Raw genomic sequence first — 23,236 nt, 5'->3', positions numbered from 1 at the left:
CATCGAACAAGACAAGATCCCAAGGAGCCAAAAAATGCCAGCCAAGATTCGAAAGATCATTGTGCAGACCGACGAGGTCCGCGTGGAAATGGGGCGTGACGTTCAGCCCCCGGTGCGCAAGGCGCTGGCCATGGCCGTGATCGAGAACCCCTTTGCCGGACGTTATGTGGAAAACCTCGACGAACTCATCGCCATCGGTGAGGAGCTGGGAGGCCTTCTGGGCGCCCGCTGCGTGCAGGCCCTGGGCATTGCCCCGGGCGATGCGCACAGCTACGGCAAGGCCGCCATCGTGGGCGAGGCGGGCGAGCTGGAGCACGCCGCCGCCATCCTCCACCCCAAGCTGGGCGCACCACTGCGTGTGGCTGTCGAGAAGGGTGCCGCGTTGGTCCCATCCAGCAAGAAGATGGGCGGCCTCGGCACGGCCATCGACGTGCCCCTGGGCCACAAGGATGCGGCTTACGTGCGCAGCCATTTCGACGCCATGGAAGCCCGTGTAGCCGATGCCCCGCGGGCCAATGAAATCGTGGTGGCCGTTGTCGTGACCGACAGCGGGCGGCCGTTGCCACGTGTCGGCGGCCTCACGGCCTCTGAAATAAAAGGCGTTGACGGCCTGCGCTGAGCCCAGCGCGCGTACAACACACACCTGTCCTGTCTCACCCCCGTTCGATCTCTCTCCAACCATCCTTCAGGAGTCTCCCCATGACGATGCGACGAAACCTCATGCGTGCCACGGCTGCGGCTGCATTGGCCCTTACCCTGGCCCCTGTTTTTGCCCAGGGCGTGATCAAGATTGGCGAGGTCAACAGCTACAAGGCGCAGCCCGCTTTCCTGGAGCCCTACAAGAAAGGCATGGAGCTGGCGGTCGATGAGATCAACGCTGCGGGCGGCGTCAATGGCAAGAAGATCGAACTGATCACGCGCGACGACAACGCCAACCCCGGCGACGCAGTTCGTGTGGCCGAAGAGCTGGTGTCGCGCGAGAAGGTCGATGTGCTGGCTGGCACCTTCCTGTCGAACACCGGTCTGGCGGTGGCCGACTTCGCCAAGCAGAAGAAGTTTTTCTTCCTGGCTGGCGAGCCGCTGACCGACAAGATGACCTGGCAAGGTGGCAACCAATACACCTTCCGCCTGCGCCCCGGCACCTACATGCAGGCCGCCATGCTGGTGCCTGAGGCCGCCAAGATGAAGAAAAAGCGCTGGGCCGTGGTCTACCCCAACTACGAGTACGGGCAGTCTGCCGTGGCGGCGTTCAAGCAACTGCTCAAGGCCGCCCAGCCCGACGTGGAGTTTGTGGCCGAGCAAGCCACGCCGCTAGGCCGGGTGGACGCAGGCAGCGTCGTGCAAGCGCTGTCGGATGCCAAGCCCGACGCCGTCTTCAACGTGTTGTTTGGCGCGGACCTGTCGAAGTTCGTGCGCGAAGGCAACACGCGCGGCCTTTTCAAGGGCATCGAGGTGGTCAGCGTGTTGACGGGCGAGCCCGAATACATGGACCCCCTGAAAGACGAGGCCCCCACCGGCTGGCTGGTGACCGGCTATCCCTGGTACGGCATCAACACCCCCGCACACAAGGCGTTCGAGCAGGCGTACCAGGCCAAGTTCAAGGACTACCCGCGCCTGGGCTCGGTGGTGGGCTACAGCATGATCAAGTCGGCTGCTGCCGGTATTGCCAAGGCCAAGAGCACCGACACCGACAAGCTGGTCGCAGCCTTCAAAGGTCTGCAGGTGGACACCCCATTTGGCAAGATCACCTACCGTCCTGAAGACCACCAGGCCACCATGGGCGCGTTTGTCGGTCGCACCAAGAACGAAGGCGGCAAGGGCGTGATGGTGGATTACGTCTACCTGGATGGCGCCGATGCCAAGTACCAGCCGTCCGCAGCCGACGTGAAGAAGTCGCGAAGCGCTGATTGATTCCCTCTGAGGTCTGAGGCGCCTGCCGCGCCTCGGTCCCGGCAGACGCTACCTGCAGTCCGGCACCGCCCGGTTCTGCGGGTGTTGGCTGGAGCACGGCCGGCTTCTTTCATGGCCTTCGCGCTGGCAAAAACAGTGTGAACAGGCCCTACAGGGTGTATCGAACATGAGTTTTTCGGGTTTCATCGTCCAGCTCATCAACGGGCTGGCGAGTGCGTCGTCGCTGTTCCTCGTGGCGGCGGGTTTGTCGCTGATCTTTGGCGTGACCCGCATCGTGAACTTTGCCCATGGTTCGTTCTTCATGGTGGGCATCTATGTTGCGTACTCGCTGGTCGAGCGCCTGAGCGGTGCCCTGGGCTTCTGGGTGGCCTTGCCGCTGGCCGCGCTGATCGTTGGCGTGCTCGGGGCGCTGATCGAAGTGGTGCTGCTGCGCCGCATCTATAAGGCACCCGAGCTGTTCCAGCTGCTGGCCACGTTTGCCCTGGTGCTGGTCATCAAGGACGCGGTGTTGTGGCTTTGGGGCCCCGACGAACTGCTGGGCCCACGCGCGCCGGGTCTTTCGGGTTCCGTCAGCCTGCTGGGGCGGCAGTTCCCCAGCTACGACCTGTTCCTCATCGTGGTCGGTCCGCTGGTGCTGGGTGCCGTCTGGCTGCTGCTCACGCGCACCCGGTTTGGCACGCTGGTGCGCGCCGCCACGCAAGACCGCGAGATGGTGAGCGCCCTGGGCGTCAACCAGGCCTGGTTGTTCACGGCCGTGTTCGCGCTGGGCGCGATGCTGGCCGGGCTGGGTGGCGCACTGCAACTGCCGCGCGAGCCCGCCACGCTGGAGATGGATTTGCACACCATCGGTGCCGCCTTCGTGGTGGTGGTGGTGGGTGGCATGGGCTCCATCCCCGGTGCCTACGCGGCTGCACTGCTCATCTCCGAAATAAAGGCCATCTGCATCTGGCTGGGTGTGGTCGATGTGTTTGGCCTGAGTGTTTCGTTTTCCAAGCTGACGCTGGTGGTGGATTTTCTTGTGATGGCGGTGGTGCTGGTCTGGCGTCCGTGGGGCCTGTTCGGCCGGCCGCAGGCACCCAGCCGCTACGTGGGTATGCAGGAGGAGCCGCTGCGTCGCCCGGGTAAGGCTTACCTGGTGGCGGCTGCGGTGCTGGGCCTGCTGCTGGCAGCAGCGCCGGTGCTCACCGCACAGTCGCCGTACACCACGGTGCTGCTGATCGACCTGCTGATCGCAGCGCTGTTTGCGGCCAGCCTTCACTTCATCATGGGGCCTGCGGGCATGCACTCCTTCGGCCATGCTGCCTACTTCGGGCTGGGCGCCTATGGCGCGGCCCTGCTGGTGCGTTCGCTCGGGCTACCCATGGAACTCGCACTGGTGGTGGCGCCGCTGGTGGCGGCGGTCGGTGCGTTTGTCTACGGCTGGTTTGCGGTGCGGCTGTCGGGTGTGTACCTCGCCATGCTAACGCTGGCCTTCGCCCAGATCACCTGGGCCATCACCTACCAGTGGGACAGTTTCACGGGGGGCAGCAACGGCCTGACGGGTGTCTGGCCTGCAGCCTGGCTGGCAGACAAGCGCATGTATTACTGGCTCACGCTGGCACTGGTGGGAGCGGGGGTGTGGTGGCTGCGCCGTGTGCTGTTCTCACCGTTTGGCTATGCGCTGCGCGCAGGGCGCGACTCTGTGCTGCGGGCCGATGCCATCGGCATCGACGTCAAGCGCATGCAGTGGGCGGCGTTTGTGGTGGCGGGCACAGCGGCAGGGCTGGCAGGGGCGCTGTATGCGTTCTCCAAGGGCAGCATTTCGCCGGAGTCGCTTGCCGTGGGCAAATCGGTGGATGGGTTGGTGATGGTGCTGCTGGGCGGCATCCAGACGCTGGCTGGTCCCGTGGTGGGCGCGGTCACCTTCACCTGGCTGCACGACACCGTGGCGCGCAACACCGACTACTGGCGCGCCATGCTGGGCGCCATCATCCTCATCCTGGTGCTGCTGTTTCCACAGGGTATCGCGGGCACCATCAAGCAGATTTTTGACAACATGCGCGACGCCAAGAACACCAAGGAGGGCACGGCATGAGCCTCCTCGAAGTCACCGGTCTGGGCAAATCGTTTGGCGGCGTGAAGGCGGTGGATGGCATCCACTTCGAACTCGCTGCGGGTGAGCTGCTGGCGCTCATCGGCCCCAATGGCGCAGGCAAGTCCACCACCTTCAACATGGTCAACGGCCAACTGCCCGCCGATGCGGGTTCCATCCAGCTCAACGGGCAGGAGCTGGTGGGCCGCAAGCCGCGCGACATCTGGCGTATGGGTGTGGGCCGCACCTTCCAGATCGCCGAAACCTTTGCATCGCTGACGGTGGTGGAGAACGTGCAGATGGCACTGATCTCCAACGACAGTCTGCTGTTCTCCCTATGGCGCAGGGCTGCAGACCACAAACGCGACGAAGCTTTGGCGCTGCTGGACCAGGTGGGCATGAAGTCGCAGGCCGACCGGCCCTGCAGCGTGTTGGCCTATGGCGATGTGAAGCGTGTGGAGCTGGCGATTGCCATGGCCAACAGCCCCAAGCTCCTGCTCATGGACGAGCCCACTGCCGGTATGGCTCCCAAGGAGCGCAACGAGCTCATGGCGCTGACCAAGCAACTGGTGATCGACCGCCACATGGCAGTGCTCTTCACCGAGCACAGCATGGACGTGGTGTTTGCCTATGCCGACCGCATGATCGTGCTGGCGCGCGGGCGCCTGATTGCCGAGGGCAAACCGCTGGAGTTGCGCGACCATCCCAAGGTGCAGGAGGTGTACTTCGGCACCGGCAAGACGTTTGAGAAGAAAGCCGCAGCCAATGCGGAGGCGGCATGACCATGACGACCCACAACCCCAAAGAACTGCTGCTCCAGGCCAAGGGCCTGCAGGCCTGGTATGGTGCCGCGCAAATTCTGTACGACGTGGACCTGGACGTGCGGCGTGGCGAAGTCGTGGCCCTGATGGGCCGCAACGGCGCAGGCAAGTCCACCACGCTCAAGACGTTGATGGGCATGCTGGCCAAACGCAAGGGCAGCATCCAGTTCATGGGCCGCGACCTCTCCAAAAGCGACCCGCACGACGCCGCGCGCCTGGGCCTGGGCTTTGTGCCCGAAGACCGCCGCGTGTTCACCGACCTCACGGTGATGGAGAACCTGGAAGTGGGCCGCCAGCCCGCCCGCACCTGGCCCGACGGCACGGCTGCCCCGGTGTGGACGCCCGAGCGCCTGTTCAAGCTCTTCCCCAACCTGGGCGAGATGCCCCAGCGCCCCGGCGGCCGCATGAGTGGCGGTGAGCAGCAGATGCTCACGGTGGCCCGCACGCTCATGGGCAATCCGTATCTGGTGCTGTTGGACGAGCCCTCTGAAGGTGTGGCCCCGGTGATCGTGGAGCAGATGGCGCACATGATCTTGGAGCTGAAAGAGCAGGGCGTGAGCATCCTGCTGTCCGAGCAGAACATGCACTTTGCCGAGCTGGTGTCCGACCGCGCCTATGTGCTCGAAAAGGGCCAGATTCGCTACCAGGCCAGCATGGAAGAGCTGGCCGCCAACGACGAGGTGCGGCGCGCCTACCTCAGCGTCTGAAGAAGAAGTTCCCCGGCCCTGGCCTTACCGGGCCGTGGCCGATGTGTCAGTGCGTTCCCAACCGGAGTGTTCACCATGCAAACTGCGCAACGTCGTCGCTTTCTTCTTCAATCGGCCGCGCTCACCGTGGCCGGGGTCAGCTTCCCTGCCAGCTGGGCTGCAGGCAAGATCAAACCCGGTGAGCGAGCGGCGCTCATCGTGGTCGATGTGCAGAACTGCTTTGTCCCTGGCGGTACGCTGCCCGTAGCCAAGGGGGATGAGGTGGTGCCCGTCATCAACCGCATCGCCACAGCGTTTGAGAACGTGGTGGTCACGCAGGACTGGCACACCCAGGGTCACGCCTCGTTCGCCAGCACCCATGCAGGCAAGAAGCCGTTTGAAACCACCAAGCTCAGTTACGGCCAGCAGGTGCTGTGGCCCGATCATTGCGTGCAGGGCACCGACGACGCCGCCCTGCACAAGGACCTCAAGGTGCCTAAGGCCCAGGTGATCTTGCGCAAGGGCTTTCATCAGCATGTGGACAGCTACTCGGCCTTTGAAGAGGCCGACCGCAAGACCTCCACCGGCCTGGCCGGTTACCTCAAGCAGCGTGGCATCAAGACCGTGTTCGTCACGGGTCTGGCCACCGACTTCTGCGTGGCCTGGACGGCGCTCGACGCCAAACGCCTGGGCTTTGAAACCTATGTGGTCGAAGACGCCACCCGCGCCATCGACCTCAACGGATCGCTCGACGCGGCCTGGAAGAACATGAAGGCCAAGGGCGTCAAACGCATCCAGTCCAGCGATATCGACGTCGCCTGATGGCGCCCCGCCCCGGTGCTTGCGCGCCGGGGTTTGACGGATTCACAACACCCCGCAGAAATGGTTGCGCAGCCGCTCCGCTTGCAGGGAAACTTGCGCACTTGATGTAAGGAGCGTTTCATGAAATTTCGTGGGATGGAGGAGGGGGGCATCGACCGCCGTGTGATGCTGACAACCCTGGCTGCCGCTGCTCTGGGGGCCGCAGGCCCGGCAGCCGCCGAGACCGGGGTGACAGACACCCGCATCAAGGTAGGCCAGTCGGCCGTGTTCACCGGCCCGGCCAAGGATTTCGGGGTGGACTACAAGGCAGGCATTGCGCTGGCGTTCGACAAGGTGAACAAGACCGGCGGCGTGCAGGGCCGCACGCTGGAGCTGGTGTCGCACGACGATGCCTACGAGCCCAAGAAGACGGCCGAAAACACGGCCAAGCTCATTGATGAAGACAAGGTGTTTGCCCTGATCGGCTACGTGGCCACCGGCAACCTCATCGCCGCCATGCCCATCGCCGAAAAGGCGGGTGTGCCCATGTTCGCGCCGCTGGTGGGCACCACGTCATTCCGCACTACGCACAACCGCTACCTGTTCCACGTGCGCGCCAGCTACGAGGTCGAGCTGCGCAAGATCGTGGGGCATCTGGCCACGCTGGGCATTAACAACATTGCCGTCATCTACCAGAACAGCGCGTTCGGCAAATCCAACCTCGACACCTGCCTGCAGATCGCCCAGGGCCTGAAGGTCAAAGTGGTCGAATCCGTGCCCATGGAGATCGCCGCCACCGACGCCAAGCCCCAGGTGGCGCAGCTCACCAAGGCCCAGCCGGGTGCGGTGGTGATGATCATGGCGGGCAAGATGGTGGAGGTGTTCCTGCGCGACTACCGAGCCGCAGGCGCAGCCTCGCCGCTGTACACCATCTCGGTGGGCATCACCGACGCACCGGGCTCTGCGCAGCGCCTGAACGGCGGCATCGAAGGGCTGGTCACGGCCAGCATCGTGCCCTCGCCGCAGGCCAGCCGCCTGGCCATCGTGGCCGACTACCGCAAGGACCGCGCGGACGCGGGCGAGAAGATCGACAGCTACACCATGCTGGAGGGCTACATCGCCGCCCGCGTGTTTGTGGAAGGCGTCAAACGCGCAGGCAAAGCGCTCACGCGTGAAGGTTTCATCAAGGCCATGGAAGACATGGGCACCACCAAGATCGGGGACTTTCCGCTGGTCTACGGCCCTAACAACCACAATGGCTCCAACTTTGTGGACCTGGAGATGTACACGCGCAGCGGGTCGCTGCGACGCTGATTCAGAACAACCCATCGAGACATGCACGCGCCCGCTTCACACTCCCCGGTTGTCGTCAATGGCCAGCCGTTTGCCCTGCCGCAGAGCACCTTGGCCAGCGCCACGCTGCTGCACGTGCTGCGCAACGACCTGTCGCTCAACGGCCCCAAGTACGGCTGCGGCCTGGGGCAGTGCGGTGCGTGCACGGTACTGGTGGATGGCATTGCCGCGCGGGCCTGCGTGATTCCGGCGCAGGGCGTGGCAGGCCGCGAGGTGACCACGCTGGAAGGGCTGCCCGGGCGCTGCCGCAGCACGGCAGGATTTCACCCGGTGCAGCAAGCCTTTGTGGATGAGCAGGCCGCCCAATGCGGCTACTGCCTCAACGGCATGATGATGATGGCCGTGGCCTTGCTGGAGCGCAATCCAGACCCCGACGAAGCGGCAGTGCGCCGCGAGCTGTCGGGCAACCTGTGCCGCTGCGGCACACATGTCGAAATCATCCGCGCCGTACTGCGCGCGGCCCAGCTGATGCGCGAGGCCCAGGCATGAGCACGCCTCTATCCCTGCGCGCCCACAGCCCGCTCACCCGCGCCGACTTCCATGCTGCCCAGGGCGTGCTGCTGGTGGTGCGCAACCCGCCGCCCGCACCGCCGCCCGTCAAGGGTCAGCCCGCGTTGGTGGCGGGCAACCCGGCCGAGGGCGTAGAGATACTGATCGCCGTGTGGGACGACGGCAGCGTGACCGCACTCAACGGCCATGTGGACCTGGGCACCGGCATCCGCACCGCACTCGCGCAGATCGTGGCCGAAGAACTCGACGTGCCGCTGGCCCGGGTGAACATGGTGCTGGGCGACACCACCCGCGCGCCCAACCAGGGCGCCACCATCGCGAGTGCATCCATCCAGATCCACGCCAAGCCCCTGCGCATCGCCGCCGCACAGGCGCGCCACTGGCTGGTGGCACAGGCCGCAGAGCGACTGGGTGTGCCGGTGGATCAATTGCAGGTGCGTGCCGGTGTGGTGCAGGTCGCCTCAGACCCGTCGCGCCACGTGGCCTACGGCGCGCTGCTGGCGGGCGCACACACCACGCTGGAGCTGGCCGATGCCACGGCCACCAAGGCCGCTGCCGACTACACCGTGGTCGGCCAGTCCGTGCCACGCGTGGACATCCCCGCCAAGGTCAGTGGCGAGCTGGTGTTTGTGCACGACATGCGTGTGCCCGGCATGCTGCACGGCCGCGTGGTGCGCCCGCCGTATGCGGGGGCCGACCATGGCGACTTCATCGGCAACACGCTCGAATCGGTAGACCAGCAGTCCATCGCGCACGTCCCCGGCATCCGCGCCGTGGTGGTGATCCGCGACTTTGTGGGCATCGTCGCCGAGCGCGAGGAACAGGCCGAGCAGGCGCTGCGCGATCTGAAAGTGCGCTGGAAGGACTGGCCCGGCTTTCCGCGCCAGGACAGCGCCGAGGCGCTGGAACAAGCCATCCGCGCCAACCCCGCCACGCAGCGCCGCCTGGTGGACGAGGGCGATGTGGAGGGCGCCCTGGCCGCGCTGTCTGCCGACGGCCAGCCCATGCCGCGCACCTATGTGTGGCCGTACCAGATGCACGGCTCCATCGGCCCGTCCTGCGCGGTGGCCGAATGGCGCAGTGATGACAGCACCGGCCGCCCGCGCATGACCGTGTGGGCGGGCACGCAGAACCCCCATGTGCTGCGCGCCGATCTGGCCCGCCTGATGAGGCTGCCCGATGTGGACATCGACCTCATCCGCATGGAGGCCGCAGGCTGCTATGGCCGCAACGGCGCCGACGATGTGGCGGCCGATGCCGCGCTGCTCTCGCGCGCCGTGGGCGCCCCGGTGCGCGTGCAGCTCACGCGCGAGCAGGAGCATTTGTGGGAACCCAAGGGCACGGCCCAGCTCATGCAGGTGCGCGGCGGGCTCAAGGCCGACGGCACCGTGGCGGCGTACGACTTTGAAACGTCCTACCCCTCCAACGGCGCGCCCACGCTGGCCCTGCTGCTCACCCGCACCATCGAGCCCGTGGCCCAGGCCTACGAGATGGGCGACCGCACTGCGCGCCCGCCCTACCAGTACGACAACCTGCGCGTGGCCGTCAACGACATGCCGCCCATCGTGCGTGCATCGTGGCTGCGAGGCGTGTCGGCCCTGCCCAATTCGTTTGCGCACGAGTCGTATGTGGACGAGCTGGCCACGGCGGCGGGTGTGGACCCGGTGCAGTTCCGCCTGCAACTGCTCAACGACCCGCGCGCAGCCGAGCTGGTGCAGGCCACGGCCGAAAAAGCGGGCTGGATTCGCCGCACCGGCCCGCAGCAGCGCCCCTTGGATGCTGACAACAGCGGTGACTGGGTGCAAGGCCAGGGCTTTGCTTACGCCCGCTACATCCACAGCAAATGGCCCGGCTTTGGCGCCGCCTGGGCGGCCTGGGTGGCCGATGTGGAGGTCAATAAGAAGACCGGCGAGGTGCATGTGCGCCGCGTGGTCGTGGGGCACGACGCGGGCCTGATGGTGAACCCTGCTGGTGTGGAGCAGCAGGTGCACGGCAACGTGCTGCAGACCACCAGCCGCGCGCTCAAGGAGCAGGTGACGTTCGAGCCCGTCAAGCAGGCCGTGGACAACCGCGAATGGGGCAGCTACCCCATCCTGAGCTTTCGAGAAGTGCCGGTCATCGAGGTCATGCACATGCCCCGGCAGGACGAGGCGCCGCTGGGCTCGGGCGAGTCGTCGTCCGTGCCGGGCACAGCAGCGATTGCCAACGCGATTTTTGATGCGACGGGTGTGCGCTTTCGCGCGCCGCCGTTCACGCCCGAGGTGGTGCGCGCCGGGCTCAACCCGCTGCCCGGTGCCGCAGGCGAGTCGGCTGCAGGCAACCCCCCACCCACCGAGCAGGCCGAGGTTTTGCCCACGCTGGAGCTGCCCGCACCCACCGTGCCCGCCAGCGCCACATGGCCCGCAAAACGCAGCCCCTGGGCACGCGCCCTGGCCCTGGCCGCTGGTGGCATCGCCATGGGCGCGGCTTTGCTGGGCTGGCGCCCCTCCATCGCGCCCGTGGTGCAGACGGCGGGCGCGTCGGTCTACAACGCCGCCACCATCGAACGCGGCCGCTTGCTGGCCGCTGCGGGTGACTGCGTGGTGTGCCACACCGCCCCAGGCGGTACGCCCAATACGGGCGGCCGCGCCATGGAAACGCCCTTCGGCAAGGTCTACACCACCAACCTCACGCCCGACGCCGAGACCGGCATCGGCCAGTGGTCCTTCAGCGCCTTCCAGCGCGCCATGCGCGAAGGCATCTCGCGCGACGGCAAGCACCTGTACCCCGCGTTCCCCTACACGTCGTTCGCCAAGATGAGCGACGACGACCTCACGGCGCTGTACGCTTACCTGATGGCGCAGCCCGCCGTGCGGGCCGAGGTGCCCAAGACCGAGTTGACCTTCCCCTTCAGCGTGCGCCCCCTCATGGCGGGCTGGAACGCGCTGTTCCACGACGCCACGCCGTTCAAGCCGGACCCAACCCGCCCCCCCGAATGGAACCGGGGCGCCTACCTGGTGCAGGGCGTGGGCCACTGCGGCGCCTGCCACACGCCGCGCAATGCGCTGGGGGCGGAGCAGGGTGGCGCTGCGTTTCTGTCGGGCGCCATGATTGATGGCTGGGAGGCGCCTGCGCTCACCGGCCTGTCCAATGCGCCCGTGCCCTGGACGGCCGATGCGCTGTATGGCTACCTGCGCCACGGCCACAGCCCGCAGCATGGCAGCGCCTCCGGCCCCATGGCGCCCGTGGTGCGCGAGCTGGCGCATTTGCCCGACGACGACATCCGCGCCATGGCGGGCTACTTGGCCTCGTTCACCGCTGCGGAAGCGGCTACCCAGCCAGCCACCCAGCCCGTGTCTGACCCGCAGCAACGCGCCCAAGCCGCCGTGGCCCAGGCCGCCGCGCTGGCCCCGCAACCCGGCCAGGCCCAGCGCCTGTTCGACAGTGCCTGCGCCGCCTGCCACCATGACGGCAACGGGCCCAAGCTGCTGGGCGTGAACGTGCCCCTGGCGCTCAACAGCAACCTGCACAGCGACCGGCCCGACAACCTGCTGCAGGTCATCGTGCACGGCATCCGCGAGCCCGCCGCGCGCGACATCGGCTTCATGCCCGGCTTCGGCCATGCGCTCAGCGACGCGCAGATCACCGAGCTGGCGGGCTACATGCGCCAGCGCTACGCACCGGGCCTCCCGGCATGGCGTGACGTGCCCGAGGCGCTGGCCCGCGTGCGTGCGGGGCCCGCGCACCCTTAGAACAGGTTCTTAGAGCTTTTTAGGGCCCTAGCGCAGGTGGGGTATGCGCAAGCAGCTATCAAAAATGCAGCAACTGCAGGCCCCGTGTCCGGCCCGACAATCGGGCTGCATCACCGCCCAGACACCATGACACCTGCCGCTCCCCTGCCATCGCACAGCGCCCTACCTGCAACGCACCCGCGCGCGCAGCGCATCGGTGGGGCCGCAACGTTGGCCCTGTGTTGCCTGGCCCTCACGGCCTGCGGGCCGGACGTGCAGGGGTCGCCCAAGCCGCCCGCGGCGTTTGGCCCCATGCAGAGCAGCTGGTTCGGTTGCCCGTCCCTGCAAGGCGTGTACGCTTGGCCGCCGGTGCAGCCTGCGGGTGTGCGGGGCAGCCTGCCGTTTTTTGCCGGCTCGCCCGAGATACAGGTCTGGGTGCAGCAGCAGGGCGGCGAAACCACGCTGCGCACGCGCACCATCAACCGCGCCCGCAACGTGCGCACCCCGCTCACCCGGCAGTGGAGCCTGGTCACCTACAGCGGCGCGCAGGCCCGCTGCAGCTCCGGCATGCTCGACCTGGCTCCGCAGACCGCGCCGTCCGGCAACGAGCCCGGGACCTCTGGCAAGCTGCAGGGGTTCCGGCTGGCGTTGCTCAAAGACGGCAGCCTGGCTGTGGGCAAGCGCACCCTCACTACCGGCAACAAGGGCTCGTACTTTTCGTGGGGTGGGCAGTCCTACGGCAGCTACGACGCGCCCGATGTGGAGACCTGGACCTGGTTCAAGCTGGCCCGCACCGCTGCGGGGGACAGCGAGCCGCCGGTCATCGACGCCTACGTGCCCGGGGCCACCTCTCCATAAGCCCCTTGGTTGCAGAGCGGCGCGCGAAAAAAGCCGCGAACTTCCCCGTTTATCGTGCTACCGCCTGCGCTGCCACCCCGGCACAGTGGCATCGGGGCTTGGTCCATGGTGGGGCAGGCCCGGGCGCCCGCCTCTTTGTGTCGTGGCAGGTGCCCATGTCATCGGCCCGCCACGCGGCGGCCGCCCACTGTTGCCGTTCAAGGAGATGACCATGCCCGCTAGCGAAATTGAAATCCACGCGATCGTGCTGCGACTGCTGCGTGAAGGCTATACCGCCCTGACCGCCGCCCAACGCCGGGTGGTGGACACGCTGATGGCGGTGTGCTGACGCCAGTCTGCGGGCTGTTCGGAGGCCCCACGGGGCTGTTCGCGACCCGTTTGAAGCCTTTTGGGCCAGATGCGCTAGTGCAGATTGCCTGAGGTGCTATTAAAAATGTAGTGATTGCAGCTCGGCCTGCATCGCCTGCGCAATCAGGCGCATGTCGTGGTCGCTGATGGCAAACAGCCCAAAGCGGAACTTGCTGCCCCAGCGCTGGCGGTCGTCCACAAACTCGAAGTCGTCCAGCAGCGGCGCAATCGCCGCCTCACGCGCAGGCACATAGGCCACGTCCCGGCGCGAGGGCACAAACCCTCCGCCCATGTCAAACGCATACGGCGCGCCCGGCAACACGATGCCGATGGAAACAAACGCCTGCAGCCGGTCCTTGCCGCCCATGGTCACCGTGGGCGCGTAGTACGCCACGCGGTCGCCGGGGCGTATGCGCTGCAGCGGCGCCACCTTGCCATGGCACACCTGCATGTAGCCCGCGCCCGGCGTGGCGCAGCCCCGGCGGGCGTGCTGGGCGCAGGCCACGGCGATCCAGTTGCGGCGCGGGGTGGCTGCGGAGGTCGCTGCCGACACAGGCATGTCGCTGCGCGCAGGCTCGGCATCCGGCCAAAGGGGGTGTTGCAGCAGGGCGTCTGTCATGAGAAAAGCTCCTGGTCAAAGAAGCCACCGATGGTGCGGGCCCGCTGCTGACACCGCATTGTCAGTACCTTTGCAGCATCCCTGTGCGTAACTCAAAGCCTCAGACCAGTTGCCCCCACTGCCACAACGCAAACCCGCCCAGCAGCAAGGCCGATGCCCGGTTGATGCGCTGGCGCCAGGCGGGGGTAAAGCGCTGCCGCTGATAGGCAATCGCGCTGGTCAGCAGCAGCCACCAGGCGGCAGAGCCCACCAGCACGCCCGCCACCATCCACAGCGGCGACGGCAGGCTGGGCCGGCCGCCGCCTAGCGAGCCAAACACCGCAATGAACGACACGATGGTGGCCGGGTTGGCCAGCGTCAGCGCAAACGTGCCCGCCGCCAGGCCCAGCAGGCCCCGCGCGTCGCGCGCCGGGGCGGCGTTGTGGGCCACGGGCGCGTGCCAGGTACGCCAGGCCAGCACCAGCAGCAGTGCGCCGCCGCCCAGTGCCAGCGGCGTCCTGGCCTGCGTCAGCCCATCGATGAGCCAGCGCACGCTGAAGGCGCCCACGGCGCCATACACCGCATCGGCTGCAGCGGCGCCCAGGCCCGTGGCCAGCCCGGCCGCCAGGCCCCGCTCCAGGGTGCGTTGCATGGTCAGCAGGCCAATGGGGCCCACAGGGGCCGCGATGAGCACGCCGATCACGGCGGCTTGCAGAAACACGGTGATTGAAGTGAAGTCCATGCACCGATGCTAGGGCGGCGTCTGGCGGTAGAGAATGCAGAAAATTCGGCGAATCCCAAATTAGGTTTCGCTTTTTTCTGTGCCAACCGATAAAGGCTTGTATGGATATCGATGACAAAGCCTGGCGCCTGATCAGTGCGCTGCAGGCCGATGGCCGCGCCTCGCTCAAGGAACTGGCCGAGGCCGTGGGCCTGTCGGTGCCCGCCACGCTCGAGCGCCTGCGCCGCCTGCAAGAGGCGGGCGTGGTGCGCGGCGTGCATGCCGACATCGACCCCGCCAAGGTCGGCTACGGCGTGCGTGCCGTGGTGGGCATCAACGTGCCGCAGCCCGGCAAGAAGGCGCTGATCGACAAACTGTGCCAGTCGCCCCAGGTGCTTGAGTGCCACCATGTCAGCGGCAACGACTCGTATGTGATGCAGGTCGTGGCGCGCGACCTGCCCGATCTGGAGCGCTTCTTGGGCGACATCAACGGCTATGGCGAAACACGCACGTCCATCGTGTTCTCCACGCCCATCCCCCTGCGCGGTCTGGCCCGGCCAGAGGCGGGCTGACCCACACGCTCAGAACGTGATCTTCACCGACGCCGCGCTGCGCTGCGCGTCGCCATGGAACACGGCCTCGATGTTGTTGCCATCCGGGTCCAGCACAAACGCCGCGTAGTAGCCGGGGTGGTAGGCGCGCTCGCCTGGTGCCCCGTTGTCGGTGCCGCCGTGGGCCAGCGCGGCGCGGTAGAAGGCATCCACCATCGCCCGGTCCTGCGCCTGGAACGCCAGGTGCGTGCGGCCGGTCAGGTGCCCCTGCGCGGCCACGCTGTCGGCGGTGGAGACAAACAGCTCATCCGCCCAGAAGTAGTCCTCGGCCGTGCCGCCCATGGGCACGTTCAGTGCGTCGAATACGGCCGAGTAGAACCTGCGGCTGGCGGCGAGGTCGCGCACCACGAGCTGGATGTGGTCGATCAGCCGGCCTCGGTGCAGTTCCTGTGCTTCCATGGGGCCTCCTTTCGGTGAGAGGAATCGGTTCCAGGTCTCAATCGGGTGCATGCAGCCCGACGCGGTTGCCATCCAGGTCATGGATGTGCGCAAAGAACCCCATGCCCGGTGGCAGCGCCTGGCGGGGCAGGGCGACCTGGCCGCCCTGGGCTACCGCGCGCTCCAGCGCTGCGTCGAGCGAGGGCGATGCGTCCAGGTACACCAGCGTGCCGTTGCCCGACACCTGGGGCGCCGTGGGGCCCATCATCAGCGCGCCGCCCGCGCCATCGGCCTCGGGGTCGTAGGCAAACACGGCGCCCTCGCTCGGGCCCATGTTCTCGCGGCGCATGGGCTGGCCCAGCACGGCTTCGTAAAAGGCCTGGGCGCGGTCCAGCTGGGTGGTGGGGATTTCAAACCAGGCGATGGCGTTTTTCATGAAAGGCTCCTTGTCGTTCAACGAGTGATGGAAAGAAAGAAGCCCCGATGGTGAGCGGGGGCTGCTGACAGCGGCGTGTCAGCAGCCTGTCACGCACCGTCACATCGCCGTGGCGGGCGCCGATGCTGCCACCTGCGCCCGAAATGCACGCGGCGACAGCCCCGCATCGCGCGTGAAGGCGCGGGTGAAGTACGCCGGGTCGGCATACCCAAGCGTGTAGGCAATGGTGGCCACGCCCAGGTGCGTGTAGGCCAGGTTGCGCCGCGCCTCGCGCATCAGTCGTGCCTCAATCAGCCGCTGGGCCGACACGCCCGTGGCAGCCCGCGCCACGCGGCTCAGGTGCGTGGGCGACACGGCCAGCGCCCGCGCATAGTCCGCCACCTGCCAGTGCTCAAGAAAATGCGCCTCGATCAGCGCCTCCAGCCGCTGCACCAGGCTGGACTCTGGCGCTGCCGCGTCGCCCGGGCTGTGGTCTTCCATCGCGCGCGCCACCCAGCCCAGCAGCGTGGCGCTCAGGCCCCGCAGCACCAGCGCACGCGCCTTGGCGCGGCCCGAGAACTCCTGCCAGACCTGGCCCATAGCCTGGTGCAGCTCCGGCGGCGCAGGCGCCACAGCGGGCCGCGCCAGGTCGCGCCGCACATCGCCCACGCGCACAAAAATCTCGTCCATCAATTCATCGGCCAGCGTGGCCACCCAGCCTTGCGTGTGCTGCGTAAAGCGGAATGCGTGCACATGCCCCTGCGGCACGTTGATGAGCGCGCCGGCAAACAGCGGCACCCGCTCGCCGTCCAGGTGCGCCATGCCCCCGCCCGAGGTGATCAACAGCACCTGGTGCAGCCGCGTGTGCCGGTGCGGCGCCAGCTCCCAGTCGTGCAGCACCGATCGCTCGGCAATCGTCTCGCAGTGCAGCACATCGGGCAGGTGCAGCGACTCGCCGAACAGGCTGTACGAGCGGATGCCATCGATGTTCGAAAAGTGCATGTTCTGGCTCCATCCGTCCATTCAACGCGGCGACTTTGCCACGTATCTTTGGATGGTCCGTTTGACCCATGTCATGAACACACCAACCACTACTGGAGACGTTATGAAAACCCAGGTTTGCATCATCGGCGGAGGCCCCTCGGGCCTCATGCTCTCGCAGCTCTTGCACCTCAAGGGCATCGACACCATCGTTCTGGAGCGCCAAAGCCGCGAATACGTGCTGGGCCGCATCCGCGCCGGCGTGCTGGAGCACGGCTTTGCCGCGCTGATGCGCGAGGCCCAGTGCGGCGACCGCATGGACAAGGAAGGCGAGATCCACGACGGCTTCATCATTGCCCACGACGGCCAAATGGACCGGGTCGATTTGCACAAGTACAGCGGCGGCAGCTCGGTGGTCGTCTACGGCCAGACCGAGCTGACGCGCGACCTGTACGAAGCGCGCGACCGCATGAAGGGCGTCGTCATCCACAACGCCGAAGACGTGCAACCGCACGACCTGAAAAGCGCCAACCCGTATGTGACCTACCGCAACGGCGACGAGGTGGTGCGCATCGACTGCGACTTCGTCATCGGCGCCGACGGCTTCCACGGCGTGAGCCGCAAGTCCATCCCGCGCGACGTGCTCAAGGAATACGAAAAGGTCTACCCCTTCGGCTGGCTGGGCGTGCTCTCGCGCACCAAGCCGGTCTCGCCCGAGCTGATCTACGCCAAGCACGAACGCGGTTTTGCGCTGTGCTCGCTGCGCTCGCAGGTGCTGAGCCGCTACTACATCCAGGTGCCGCTGACCGACAACGTGGAAGACTGGTCCGACGAAGCCTTCTGGGCCGAGCTGAAACGCCGCCTGCCCGCCGAGGTTGCCGCCCAACTCATCACCGGCCCCTCCATCGAAAAGTCCATCGCCCCCCTGCGCTCCTTCGTGGCCGAACCCATGCGCTTCGGCAACCTGTTCCTGGCCGGCGACGCCGCCCACATCGTGCCGCCCACCGGCGCACGGGGCCTGAACAGCGCCGCATCCGACATCTACTACCTGTACCACGCCATGGTCGCGCACTACAAAGATGGCGACAGCACCGGCCTGGACAAATACTCCGAAAAGGCCCTGGCCCGCGTGTGGAAGGCCCAGCGCTTCTCGTGGTGGATGACGACCATGCTGCACACCTTCCCCGAGTCGCTGGCATACGACCAGAAGCTGCAGGACACGGACCTGGCGTACCTGTTCTCGTCCGAGAAGGCGCTGGGCTCGCTGGCCGAGAACTACGTGGGGTTGCCGTTCTGAGCACCCTGCGGTAGCGCTGCTACCCAGTCAAAGGCTTGCATGGGGTGCCTCCCTGCAAGCCTTTTTTGCGCCCAGATCGGCGTTCAGTGCAAGCAGTCGCGTTGGGCAGCGGTCTCCATCTGCTACGGGAAATTTAGGCAGAACTGATGCTTACGCCAGGACGGTAGGCCCGATAGCATCACACCAAGTTTTCAGATCATTTGCCCAGTGCTGTCGATGTGAGATTCGACGATGGCTTGAACACGATGAAGCTGCTGACGCAGCGTTTTGAGGCAGTGCACTGCGCGGTAGTGAGTGCCCATCAACAGCCAGGAAAATCTCCAAGATGGATTGGGTCCCGATAGTCTTCATTGTCTTCAAGGTGGCCGTGTTCGGCACCGGCATGTTCTTTGCCATCAAGTGGCATTACGACCAAGGGAAGAAGGTGAAAGAAGAAGCCAACAGATCGCAAACGCCGACTGAACGCACGCCGGGCGCGTCGGGGTAGGCGGCTGATGCCACGGGATGCTCTGCCTGGCATCAGACTTCCACCTGCCTGCATCACGCCGTGGTGGCCCACCACCCAAAACTGCGACAGCATCGAGCTCGACAAACACTTCGGCACAGCATTGGCCCGCGTGTAGCAGACCCAGCGCTCCTGGTGGTGGGTGGCGAACGGGAGGGTTGGAAATGGACGCCGTGGGTGTACCGATCTAGCTCACGCTTTTCCCATTTCGCTATCGCCGGGTGCCCTGGCAGTGGACCCAAATGCAGGATTTTTTGCAAACACTTCGGCAATGAAGTCCATGAACACGATGGCCCGTGTTGGAAGCAACCTGTTGGCGACATAGACGATCTGAACGGGCACGGCTGGAGCAAAGTAGTCCTTCAAAATGAACTTCAAGCGACCGCTTTTCAGCCCCTTTTCAAACAGCCACGCCGGTCCATGCCCAACCCCCAGCCCAGCGCTGACCGCTGCGCTCACAGCTTCGGGTGAGTTGACCCGCAACCGGCCCGAAACTGGTATGTCGGCGTCACGAAAGCGCCATGTCGCGCCAGACGTCAGCAAGGTGTAGATCACGCAGTCGTGGTCGCGCAGGTCGTCAGGTGTGCTCGGAACCCCGCGTTTGGCCAGGTAGTCTTTGCTGGCCACGAACACGCGTTCGTACATGCCGATGCGGCGAGCGCGCAATGCACTGTCTTCCAGATGGCCGATGCGAATGGCGAGTTCGGTTCCCTCATTCACGAGGTCCACGTAGCGGTCATTGATCTGGAGATCCAGCGTCAATTGGGGGTAGCGCTCCAGAAAGGCGGGTACATGGGGTAGCACAAAGGCATGCGCCAGCGCGGTCGGGCAGGCCACGCGCAAGAGTCCCGATGGATCAGCGTTGTTCCTGAAGGACGATTCGGATTCATCCACCGCATCCAGAATGCGCCGAATGTCTGCGTAGTAGCGTTCGCCCTCCGGCGTCAGCGACAGCTTCCGTGTGGATCGATGGAGCAATCGCGTTTGCAGGTGGTCTTCCAACGCGGCCACGTAGCGGCTTACGTTCGGCTGGCCCAGTCCCAAGTCACGTCCTGCGGCAGAAAAGCTCCCCGTTTCCACGGCGCGCGCAAAGCAGGTCATCAAAAGAAATCGATCCAAGCCGTCCCCAATTCATGCAATGGTGGCATGAAGCATATTCAAAAGCCGGATCTTATCTATTTGCAGGCATGAATGCACATTTATCCCTGTCGACCAACGTTGGTCGCTATTCACAGGAGAAATCAATGTCGCGCTTGCAAGGTAAACGTACTCTCATCACTGGCGGCACCAGTGGCATCGGCCTGGAAACCGCCAAGCAGTTTTTGGCTGAAGGTGCCCGCGTCATCGTGACGGGTGTCAACCCCGACACGATCGCGAAGGCCCAAGCCGAACTCGGGTCTGAGGTGCTGGTGCTTCGTGCAGATTCGGCCAACGTTGCCGCGCAAAAGCAACTGGCACAAACCGTCAAGGACCACTACGGTCAGCTGGACGTGGCCTTCCTCAACGCTGGCGTGTCCGTCTGGCTGCCCATCGAGGAGTGGACGGAAGAGATGTTTGATCGCTCGTTCGACATCAACGTCAAGGGGCCTTACTTCCTACTCCAGGCTCTGCTGCCGGTGTTTGCGAACCCCGCCTCCGTCGTGCTGACGACGTCCGTCAGTGCCCACGCAGGCGCGGACCGTTCATCCGTCTATGCCGCTACCAAGGCTGCTTTCTTGAACATGTCGAAGACGCTGTCGACAGAGCTGCTGGGCCGTGGCATCCGCGTCAACGCGGTCAGTCCTGGCCCCGTCGAGACTCCGCTGTACGACAAGCTCGGGATTCCCGACGCGTACCGCGAGCAGGTGAATCAGCAGATTGCCGCAACGATTCCGATGGGCCGTTTTGGCACGGCTGATGAGGTGACCAAAGCCGTGCTGTACCTGGCTTCCGACGAATCCCGCTGGACCGTGGGTTCGGAAATCGTGGTGGATGGCGGTCGCCTGCTCAACCGCTGATGGCGCAGTGCGTGCGGTGCGCCAACGTCCGTTGCCGCCGCACCATTACTTTGAAAGAGCTTCATGCCCGAGACGAACCTCACCCTTGTCAGCCATCCTCTTTGTCCTTTCGTGCAACGCGCGGCGATCGTGCTTTTGGAAAAAGAAACACCCTTCGACAGAATCAACATCGACCTGGCCGCCAAACCCGCATGGTTCCTGGCCATCTCGCCGAACGGCAAGGTCCCCTTGCTGCGCGTGCGCCAGCAGGGCGGTACAGAAGCCGTAATTTTCGAGAGCATGGTGATCTGCGAATACCTCGACGAGTCGCAGGATGGCGCGCCCATGTATCCACGCGATGCACTCGCCCGTGCTCGCCAGCGGGGCTGGGTCGAGTTTGGCACAGCGACACTTGCCGACGCGTGGCAGTTTCTCAACGCCACCGAGCGCACGACTGCTGACGCGAAGCAGGCGGCGTTCCGGCTCCGTCTTCAGCAACTGGAAGCGGAACTTGGAACGGGTCCCTATTTCAACGGCGCAGCGTTTGGCATGGTGGATGCCGTTTTCGCCTCCATCTTTCGCTACTTCGACATCCTGGGTCCTGCGGTATCTCACACCATCTTCGAGAACCTGCCACGGGTGACAGCGTGGCGCAGCGCACTGGCGCAGCGCCGCAGCGTCATCGATGCCGTGGGGAGTGACTATGCGGAGCGATTCCGTGCCCACCTTCGTGGGCATGCAGCGTTGCTTGCTCACTGAGCGACAGCGACCTCAAAAAGCAGGTCCCTGGCAACCTCTAATGCAAAGAAAAAAGCCCGGCACAAGCCGGGCTTCCTACTCTCAATCCCCTATCACTTGCAGCTGAAACTGCTTGCGCTCTCCACATCCCCCGTGCCGTTGTAGCGTGCCACCTTCGGGTACACACACAGCGGCCGGGTACGGTTGGCGGACCAGCTGGCGGGCAGCTCGGCATTCACCACGTTGGCGCCTGCGCCGCGTGCCTTCGCCGTCACGCTGTCGGGCGCCTTGCCTTGCTCCACCCAGGCCACCAGCGGGGCCAGCATGTCGAACTGGTCGGTGGCGGGGCCGCCGGAGCAGTGGTTCATGCCGGGCACCAGGAACAGGCGGGCAAAGGCATCAGCCTTGCCGCTGTGGTTGGCCTGCAGGCGGTCCATCCAGTTGGCGGTGTCCATGGGCGAGAACACGCCGTCGGCCACGCCGTGGAAGACGATCATCTTGGCGCCCCGGTTTTTCAGGGTGCCCAGGTCAGCTTCGTTGGGTGGGGTCATGTAAGACCAGGGCGACTCTGTGTACGTGGTGTTGGTGGCGAACATCTTGGGGTAGTCCGTCTCCATGCTGAAGTTCAGCGCGTACTGCATGCCGGGGATGGCGGTGAACGCTGCCATGCTGGATGGGGGCGAGGTGAAGATGAAGGCCACTGCACCTGCGTCACGCGTGGCAGGCGAGCCAAAGTGCCACGACGCAAAGTTGGCGCCTGCAATGCCGGGGTCAAACCAGGTGCCGGTGTACAGCGCTTCGCCCTTGCTGTTCTTGGGGCCTGCAAATACGCTGGCCAGCACGCTCTTTTGTTCGCTGGTGATGCACGAGCCGTCGCGCGAGCCGGTACAGGTGGGCACGTCGGTCTGCAGGTTGAAGGCGGCCTGGCAGGCGGCCACGTCGTTGACCTGGCCGTCGGTCGCGCCGTCCAGTGCGTCGCACTTGGCGACGATCTTGCTGCTGATGAGCTTGAACTCGGCGGGTGTCACTGCTGACGTCAGGTCGGGCTGGCCGGCCGAATCGGTGGTGGTGCTGACCTTGGCGTATTGCTGCGCCTTCCACAGCTGCGTGGTGGCGGCCTTGGGCAGGTGGAAGCCGGGGTTGCCCGCAAGGATGCCGTCGTACTGGTCGGCATAGCGCGATGCGCCCACCATGGCGTGGCGGCCTCCGTTGGAGCAGCCGGCCAGGTACGAGCGGTCGGGCGCCTTGCCGTAGGCGCTCTTGATGAGGTTCTTGGCCATGGGGGTGAGGGTGCCCACGGCCTGGTAGCCGTAGTCCAGCCGGGCCTGCGGGTCTACGCCAAAGAACGGGGTGGGGGCACCGTGGCCTGCGTCAGAGCTGAGCACTGCAAAGCCCTGTACCAGACCGGGGGCTACCGGGGCGGCGCCGCTCACCGAGCCCAGTGCAAGCACCACGCTGCCGTCCAGCCCGCCGTTGGCCTGGTGCAGAAAGCGGCCGTTCCATTCCACGGGCAGGCGCATTTCAAACCCGATGGCGTAGCTGGCGCCGTCCACGGGGCCGGTGCGCTCTTTCATCTTGCCTTTGACGAGGCAGTGTGCGGGCGCCTGGGTAGTCACGTTCTGCAGCGTCAGCGGGCCAGCGGGCACCTGCTCGGCCGAGGTGATGCGTGTGTCGGGCAACGCCAGGCTGCTGGCCAGTGTGGCGCACGACTGCAGGGTGGCCGGTGTGGCGGCGGAGAGCTGGGGCAGGGCTGCATCGGACGAGCCGCCGCAGCCCATGAGCAAGGCGGCGGCGACGGCCGAGAGTGCCAGGGGTTGGTGGGCACGCATCCGGTTTCTTCTCATCTTCAAGCGCATGGTGTTGTCTCCAGTGGTTTTTTTGAGGCGCAAGGAAACCCGCAACGTGGCCTCAACACGCTGTGGGAGATGGGGTGGGGGGATTGGTTGT

At 65.7% G+C, this 23,236-nt stretch carries 22 protein-coding genes; 15 read left to right on the top strand and 7 right to left on the bottom strand.

The genetic code is table 11. From position 1 onward, the window contains the following. The first annotated feature begins 34 nt into the window (after window positions 1-34). The 10 genes from AvAM_RS11830 to AvAM_RS11785 all read left to right on the top strand — a co-directional run bounded on the left by AvAM_RS11830 (window position 35) and on the right by AvAM_RS11785 (window position 12,721). Window positions 35-619: an amino acid synthesis family protein gene (locus tag AvAM_RS11830; RefSeq protein ID WP_063461058.1), complete on the top strand. Its 585-nt coding sequence runs from the start codon at window positions 35-37 to the stop codon at window positions 617-619. 80 nt (window positions 620-699) lie between these two features. Beyond that, entirely contained in the window at window positions 700-1,911 is a 1,212-nt protein-coding gene (locus AvAM_RS11825) for an ABC transporter substrate-binding protein (RefSeq protein ID WP_137747245.1), read from the top strand. A gap of 166 nt (window positions 1,912-2,077) precedes the next feature. Beyond that, window positions 2,078-3,985 (top strand): ABC transporter permease, encoded by a 1,908-nt coding sequence (locus AvAM_RS11820; protein ID WP_137747244.1) that lies wholly within the window; start codon window positions 2,078-2,080, stop codon window positions 3,983-3,985. Next, on the top strand, window positions 3,982-4,764 hold the full coding sequence (locus AvAM_RS11815) for an ABC transporter ATP-binding protein (protein WP_137747243.1): 783 nt from the start codon (window positions 3,982-3,984) through the stop codon (window positions 4,762-4,764). The genes AvAM_RS11820 and AvAM_RS11815 overlap by 4 nt, the downstream gene beginning before the upstream one ends. Before the next feature lie 2 nt (window positions 4,765-4,766). Next, window positions 4,767-5,510, top strand: a complete 744-nt coding sequence (locus AvAM_RS11810) for an ABC transporter ATP-binding protein (protein WP_137747457.1) — start codon at window positions 4,767-4,769, stop codon at window positions 5,508-5,510. A gap of 75 nt (window positions 5,511-5,585) precedes the next feature. Next, window positions 5,586-6,311 (top strand): bifunctional nicotinamidase/pyrazinamidase, encoded by a 726-nt coding sequence (gene pncA / locus AvAM_RS11805; protein WP_137747242.1) that lies wholly within the window; start codon window positions 5,586-5,588, stop codon window positions 6,309-6,311. A 120-nt stretch (window positions 6,312-6,431) separates the two neighbouring features. Further along, a complete protein-coding gene (locus AvAM_RS11800; protein WP_171012204.1) occupies window positions 6,432-7,604 on the top strand; it encodes an ABC transporter substrate-binding protein in 1,173 nt (390 codons plus the stop codon). A gap of 21 nt (window positions 7,605-7,625) precedes the next feature. After that, entirely contained in the window at window positions 7,626-8,132 is a 507-nt protein-coding gene (locus AvAM_RS11795) for a (2Fe-2S)-binding protein (RefSeq protein WP_137747241.1), read from the top strand. Continuing rightward, on the top strand, window positions 8,129-11,884 hold the full coding sequence (locus AvAM_RS11790; protein ID WP_137747240.1) for a molybdopterin cofactor-binding domain-containing protein: 3,756 nt from the start codon (window positions 8,129-8,131) through the stop codon (window positions 11,882-11,884). The genes AvAM_RS11795 and AvAM_RS11790 overlap by 4 nt, the downstream gene beginning before the upstream one ends. 126 nt (window positions 11,885-12,010) lie before the next feature. After that, window positions 12,011-12,721 (top strand): hypothetical protein, encoded by a 711-nt coding sequence (locus AvAM_RS11785; RefSeq protein ID WP_249368088.1) that lies wholly within the window; start codon window positions 12,011-12,013, stop codon window positions 12,719-12,721. 427 nt (window positions 12,722-13,148) lie between these two features. Here AvAM_RS11785 and AvAM_RS11780 read toward each other — a convergent pair whose 3' ends face one another. Both AvAM_RS11780 and AvAM_RS11775 read right to left on the bottom strand, forming a co-directional pair. Continuing rightward, a complete protein-coding gene (locus tag AvAM_RS11780) occupies window positions 13,149-13,688 on the bottom strand; it encodes an EVE domain-containing protein (protein WP_249368086.1) in 540 nt (179 codons plus the stop codon). A gap of 100 nt (window positions 13,689-13,788) precedes the next feature. Then, window positions 13,789-14,409 carry a LysE family translocator gene (locus AvAM_RS11775; protein ID WP_137747238.1) on the bottom strand — a complete coding sequence of 207 codons (621 nt, stop codon included), beginning with the start codon at window positions 14,407-14,409 and terminating at the stop codon, window positions 13,789-13,791. Window positions 14,410-14,510: 101 nt separating this feature from the next. Here AvAM_RS11775 and AvAM_RS11770 point away from each other — a divergent pair, with 101 nt between their 5' ends. Further along, a complete protein-coding gene (locus tag AvAM_RS11770) occupies window positions 14,511-14,960 on the top strand; it encodes an Lrp/AsnC family transcriptional regulator (RefSeq protein WP_137747237.1) in 450 nt (149 codons plus the stop codon). A 9-nt stretch (window positions 14,961-14,969) separates the two neighbouring features. Here AvAM_RS11770 and AvAM_RS11765 read toward each other — a convergent pair whose 3' ends face one another. The 3 genes from AvAM_RS11765 to AvAM_RS11755 form a co-directional block, all read right to left on the bottom strand. After that, complete coding sequence (locus AvAM_RS11765) at window positions 14,970-15,398, bottom strand: VOC family protein (protein ID WP_137747236.1); 429 nt, start codon at window positions 15,396-15,398, stop codon at window positions 14,970-14,972. A 37-nt stretch (window positions 15,399-15,435) separates the two neighbouring features. Continuing rightward, window positions 15,436-15,813 (bottom strand): VOC family protein, encoded by a 378-nt coding sequence (locus AvAM_RS11760; RefSeq protein ID WP_137747235.1) that lies wholly within the window; start codon window positions 15,811-15,813, stop codon window positions 15,436-15,438. A 99-nt stretch (window positions 15,814-15,912) separates the two neighbouring features. After that, window positions 15,913-16,794, bottom strand: coding sequence for a helix-turn-helix domain-containing protein (locus AvAM_RS11755; protein WP_137747234.1), 882 nt, complete (start codon window positions 16,792-16,794; stop codon window positions 15,913-15,915). 103 nt (window positions 16,795-16,897) lie between these two features. On the opposite strand from AvAM_RS11755, the gene pobA reads away from it, so the two are divergent. Together pobA and AvAM_RS25640 are read left to right on the top strand one after the other, a co-directional pair. After that, on the top strand, window positions 16,898-18,070 hold the full coding sequence (pobA, locus tag AvAM_RS11750; RefSeq protein WP_137747233.1) for a 4-hydroxybenzoate 3-monooxygenase: 1,173 nt from the start codon (window positions 16,898-16,900) through the stop codon (window positions 18,068-18,070). Between the two features lie 325 nt (window positions 18,071-18,395). After that, window positions 18,396-18,557: a hypothetical protein gene (locus AvAM_RS25640; protein ID WP_171012203.1), complete on the top strand. Its 162-nt coding sequence runs from the start codon at window positions 18,396-18,398 to the stop codon at window positions 18,555-18,557. Window positions 18,558-18,767: 210 nt separating this feature from the next. Here the strand turns inward: AvAM_RS25640 and AvAM_RS11745 are convergent, their stop codons facing one another. After that, the gene (locus tag AvAM_RS11745; RefSeq protein ID WP_249368084.1) at window positions 18,768-19,694 is read right to left on the bottom strand and encodes a LysR family transcriptional regulator; all 927 of its coding nucleotides are present in this window, start codon (window positions 19,692-19,694) and stop codon (window positions 18,768-18,770) included. Between the two features lie 125 nt (window positions 19,695-19,819). Here AvAM_RS11745 and AvAM_RS11740 point away from each other — a divergent pair, with 125 nt between their 5' ends. Together AvAM_RS11740 and AvAM_RS11735 are read left to right on the top strand one after the other, a co-directional pair. Then, window positions 19,820-20,572 carry an SDR family oxidoreductase gene (locus AvAM_RS11740; RefSeq protein WP_137747232.1) on the top strand — a complete coding sequence of 251 codons (753 nt, stop codon included), beginning with the start codon at window positions 19,820-19,822 and terminating at the stop codon, window positions 20,570-20,572. A gap of 63 nt (window positions 20,573-20,635) precedes the next feature. Next, a complete protein-coding gene (locus AvAM_RS11735) occupies window positions 20,636-21,310 on the top strand; it encodes a glutathione S-transferase family protein (RefSeq protein WP_137747231.1) in 675 nt (224 codons plus the stop codon). A gap of 92 nt (window positions 21,311-21,402) precedes the next feature. Here the strand turns inward: AvAM_RS11735 and AvAM_RS11730 are convergent, their stop codons facing one another. Next, window positions 21,403-23,118 (bottom strand): tannase/feruloyl esterase family alpha/beta hydrolase, encoded by a 1,716-nt coding sequence (locus AvAM_RS11730; protein WP_137747230.1) that lies wholly within the window; start codon window positions 23,116-23,118, stop codon window positions 21,403-21,405. Window positions 23,119-23,236: the final 118 nt, after the last annotated feature.

It is taken from the genome of Acidovorax sp. NB1 (genome assembly GCF_005405905.1).
Taxonomy (GTDB): Bacteria; Pseudomonadota; Gammaproteobacteria; order Burkholderiales; family Burkholderiaceae_C; genus Acidovorax.
Note: the sequence above shows the minus strand (reverse complement) of the source record. Positions and strands in the feature narration are given on the sequence as shown.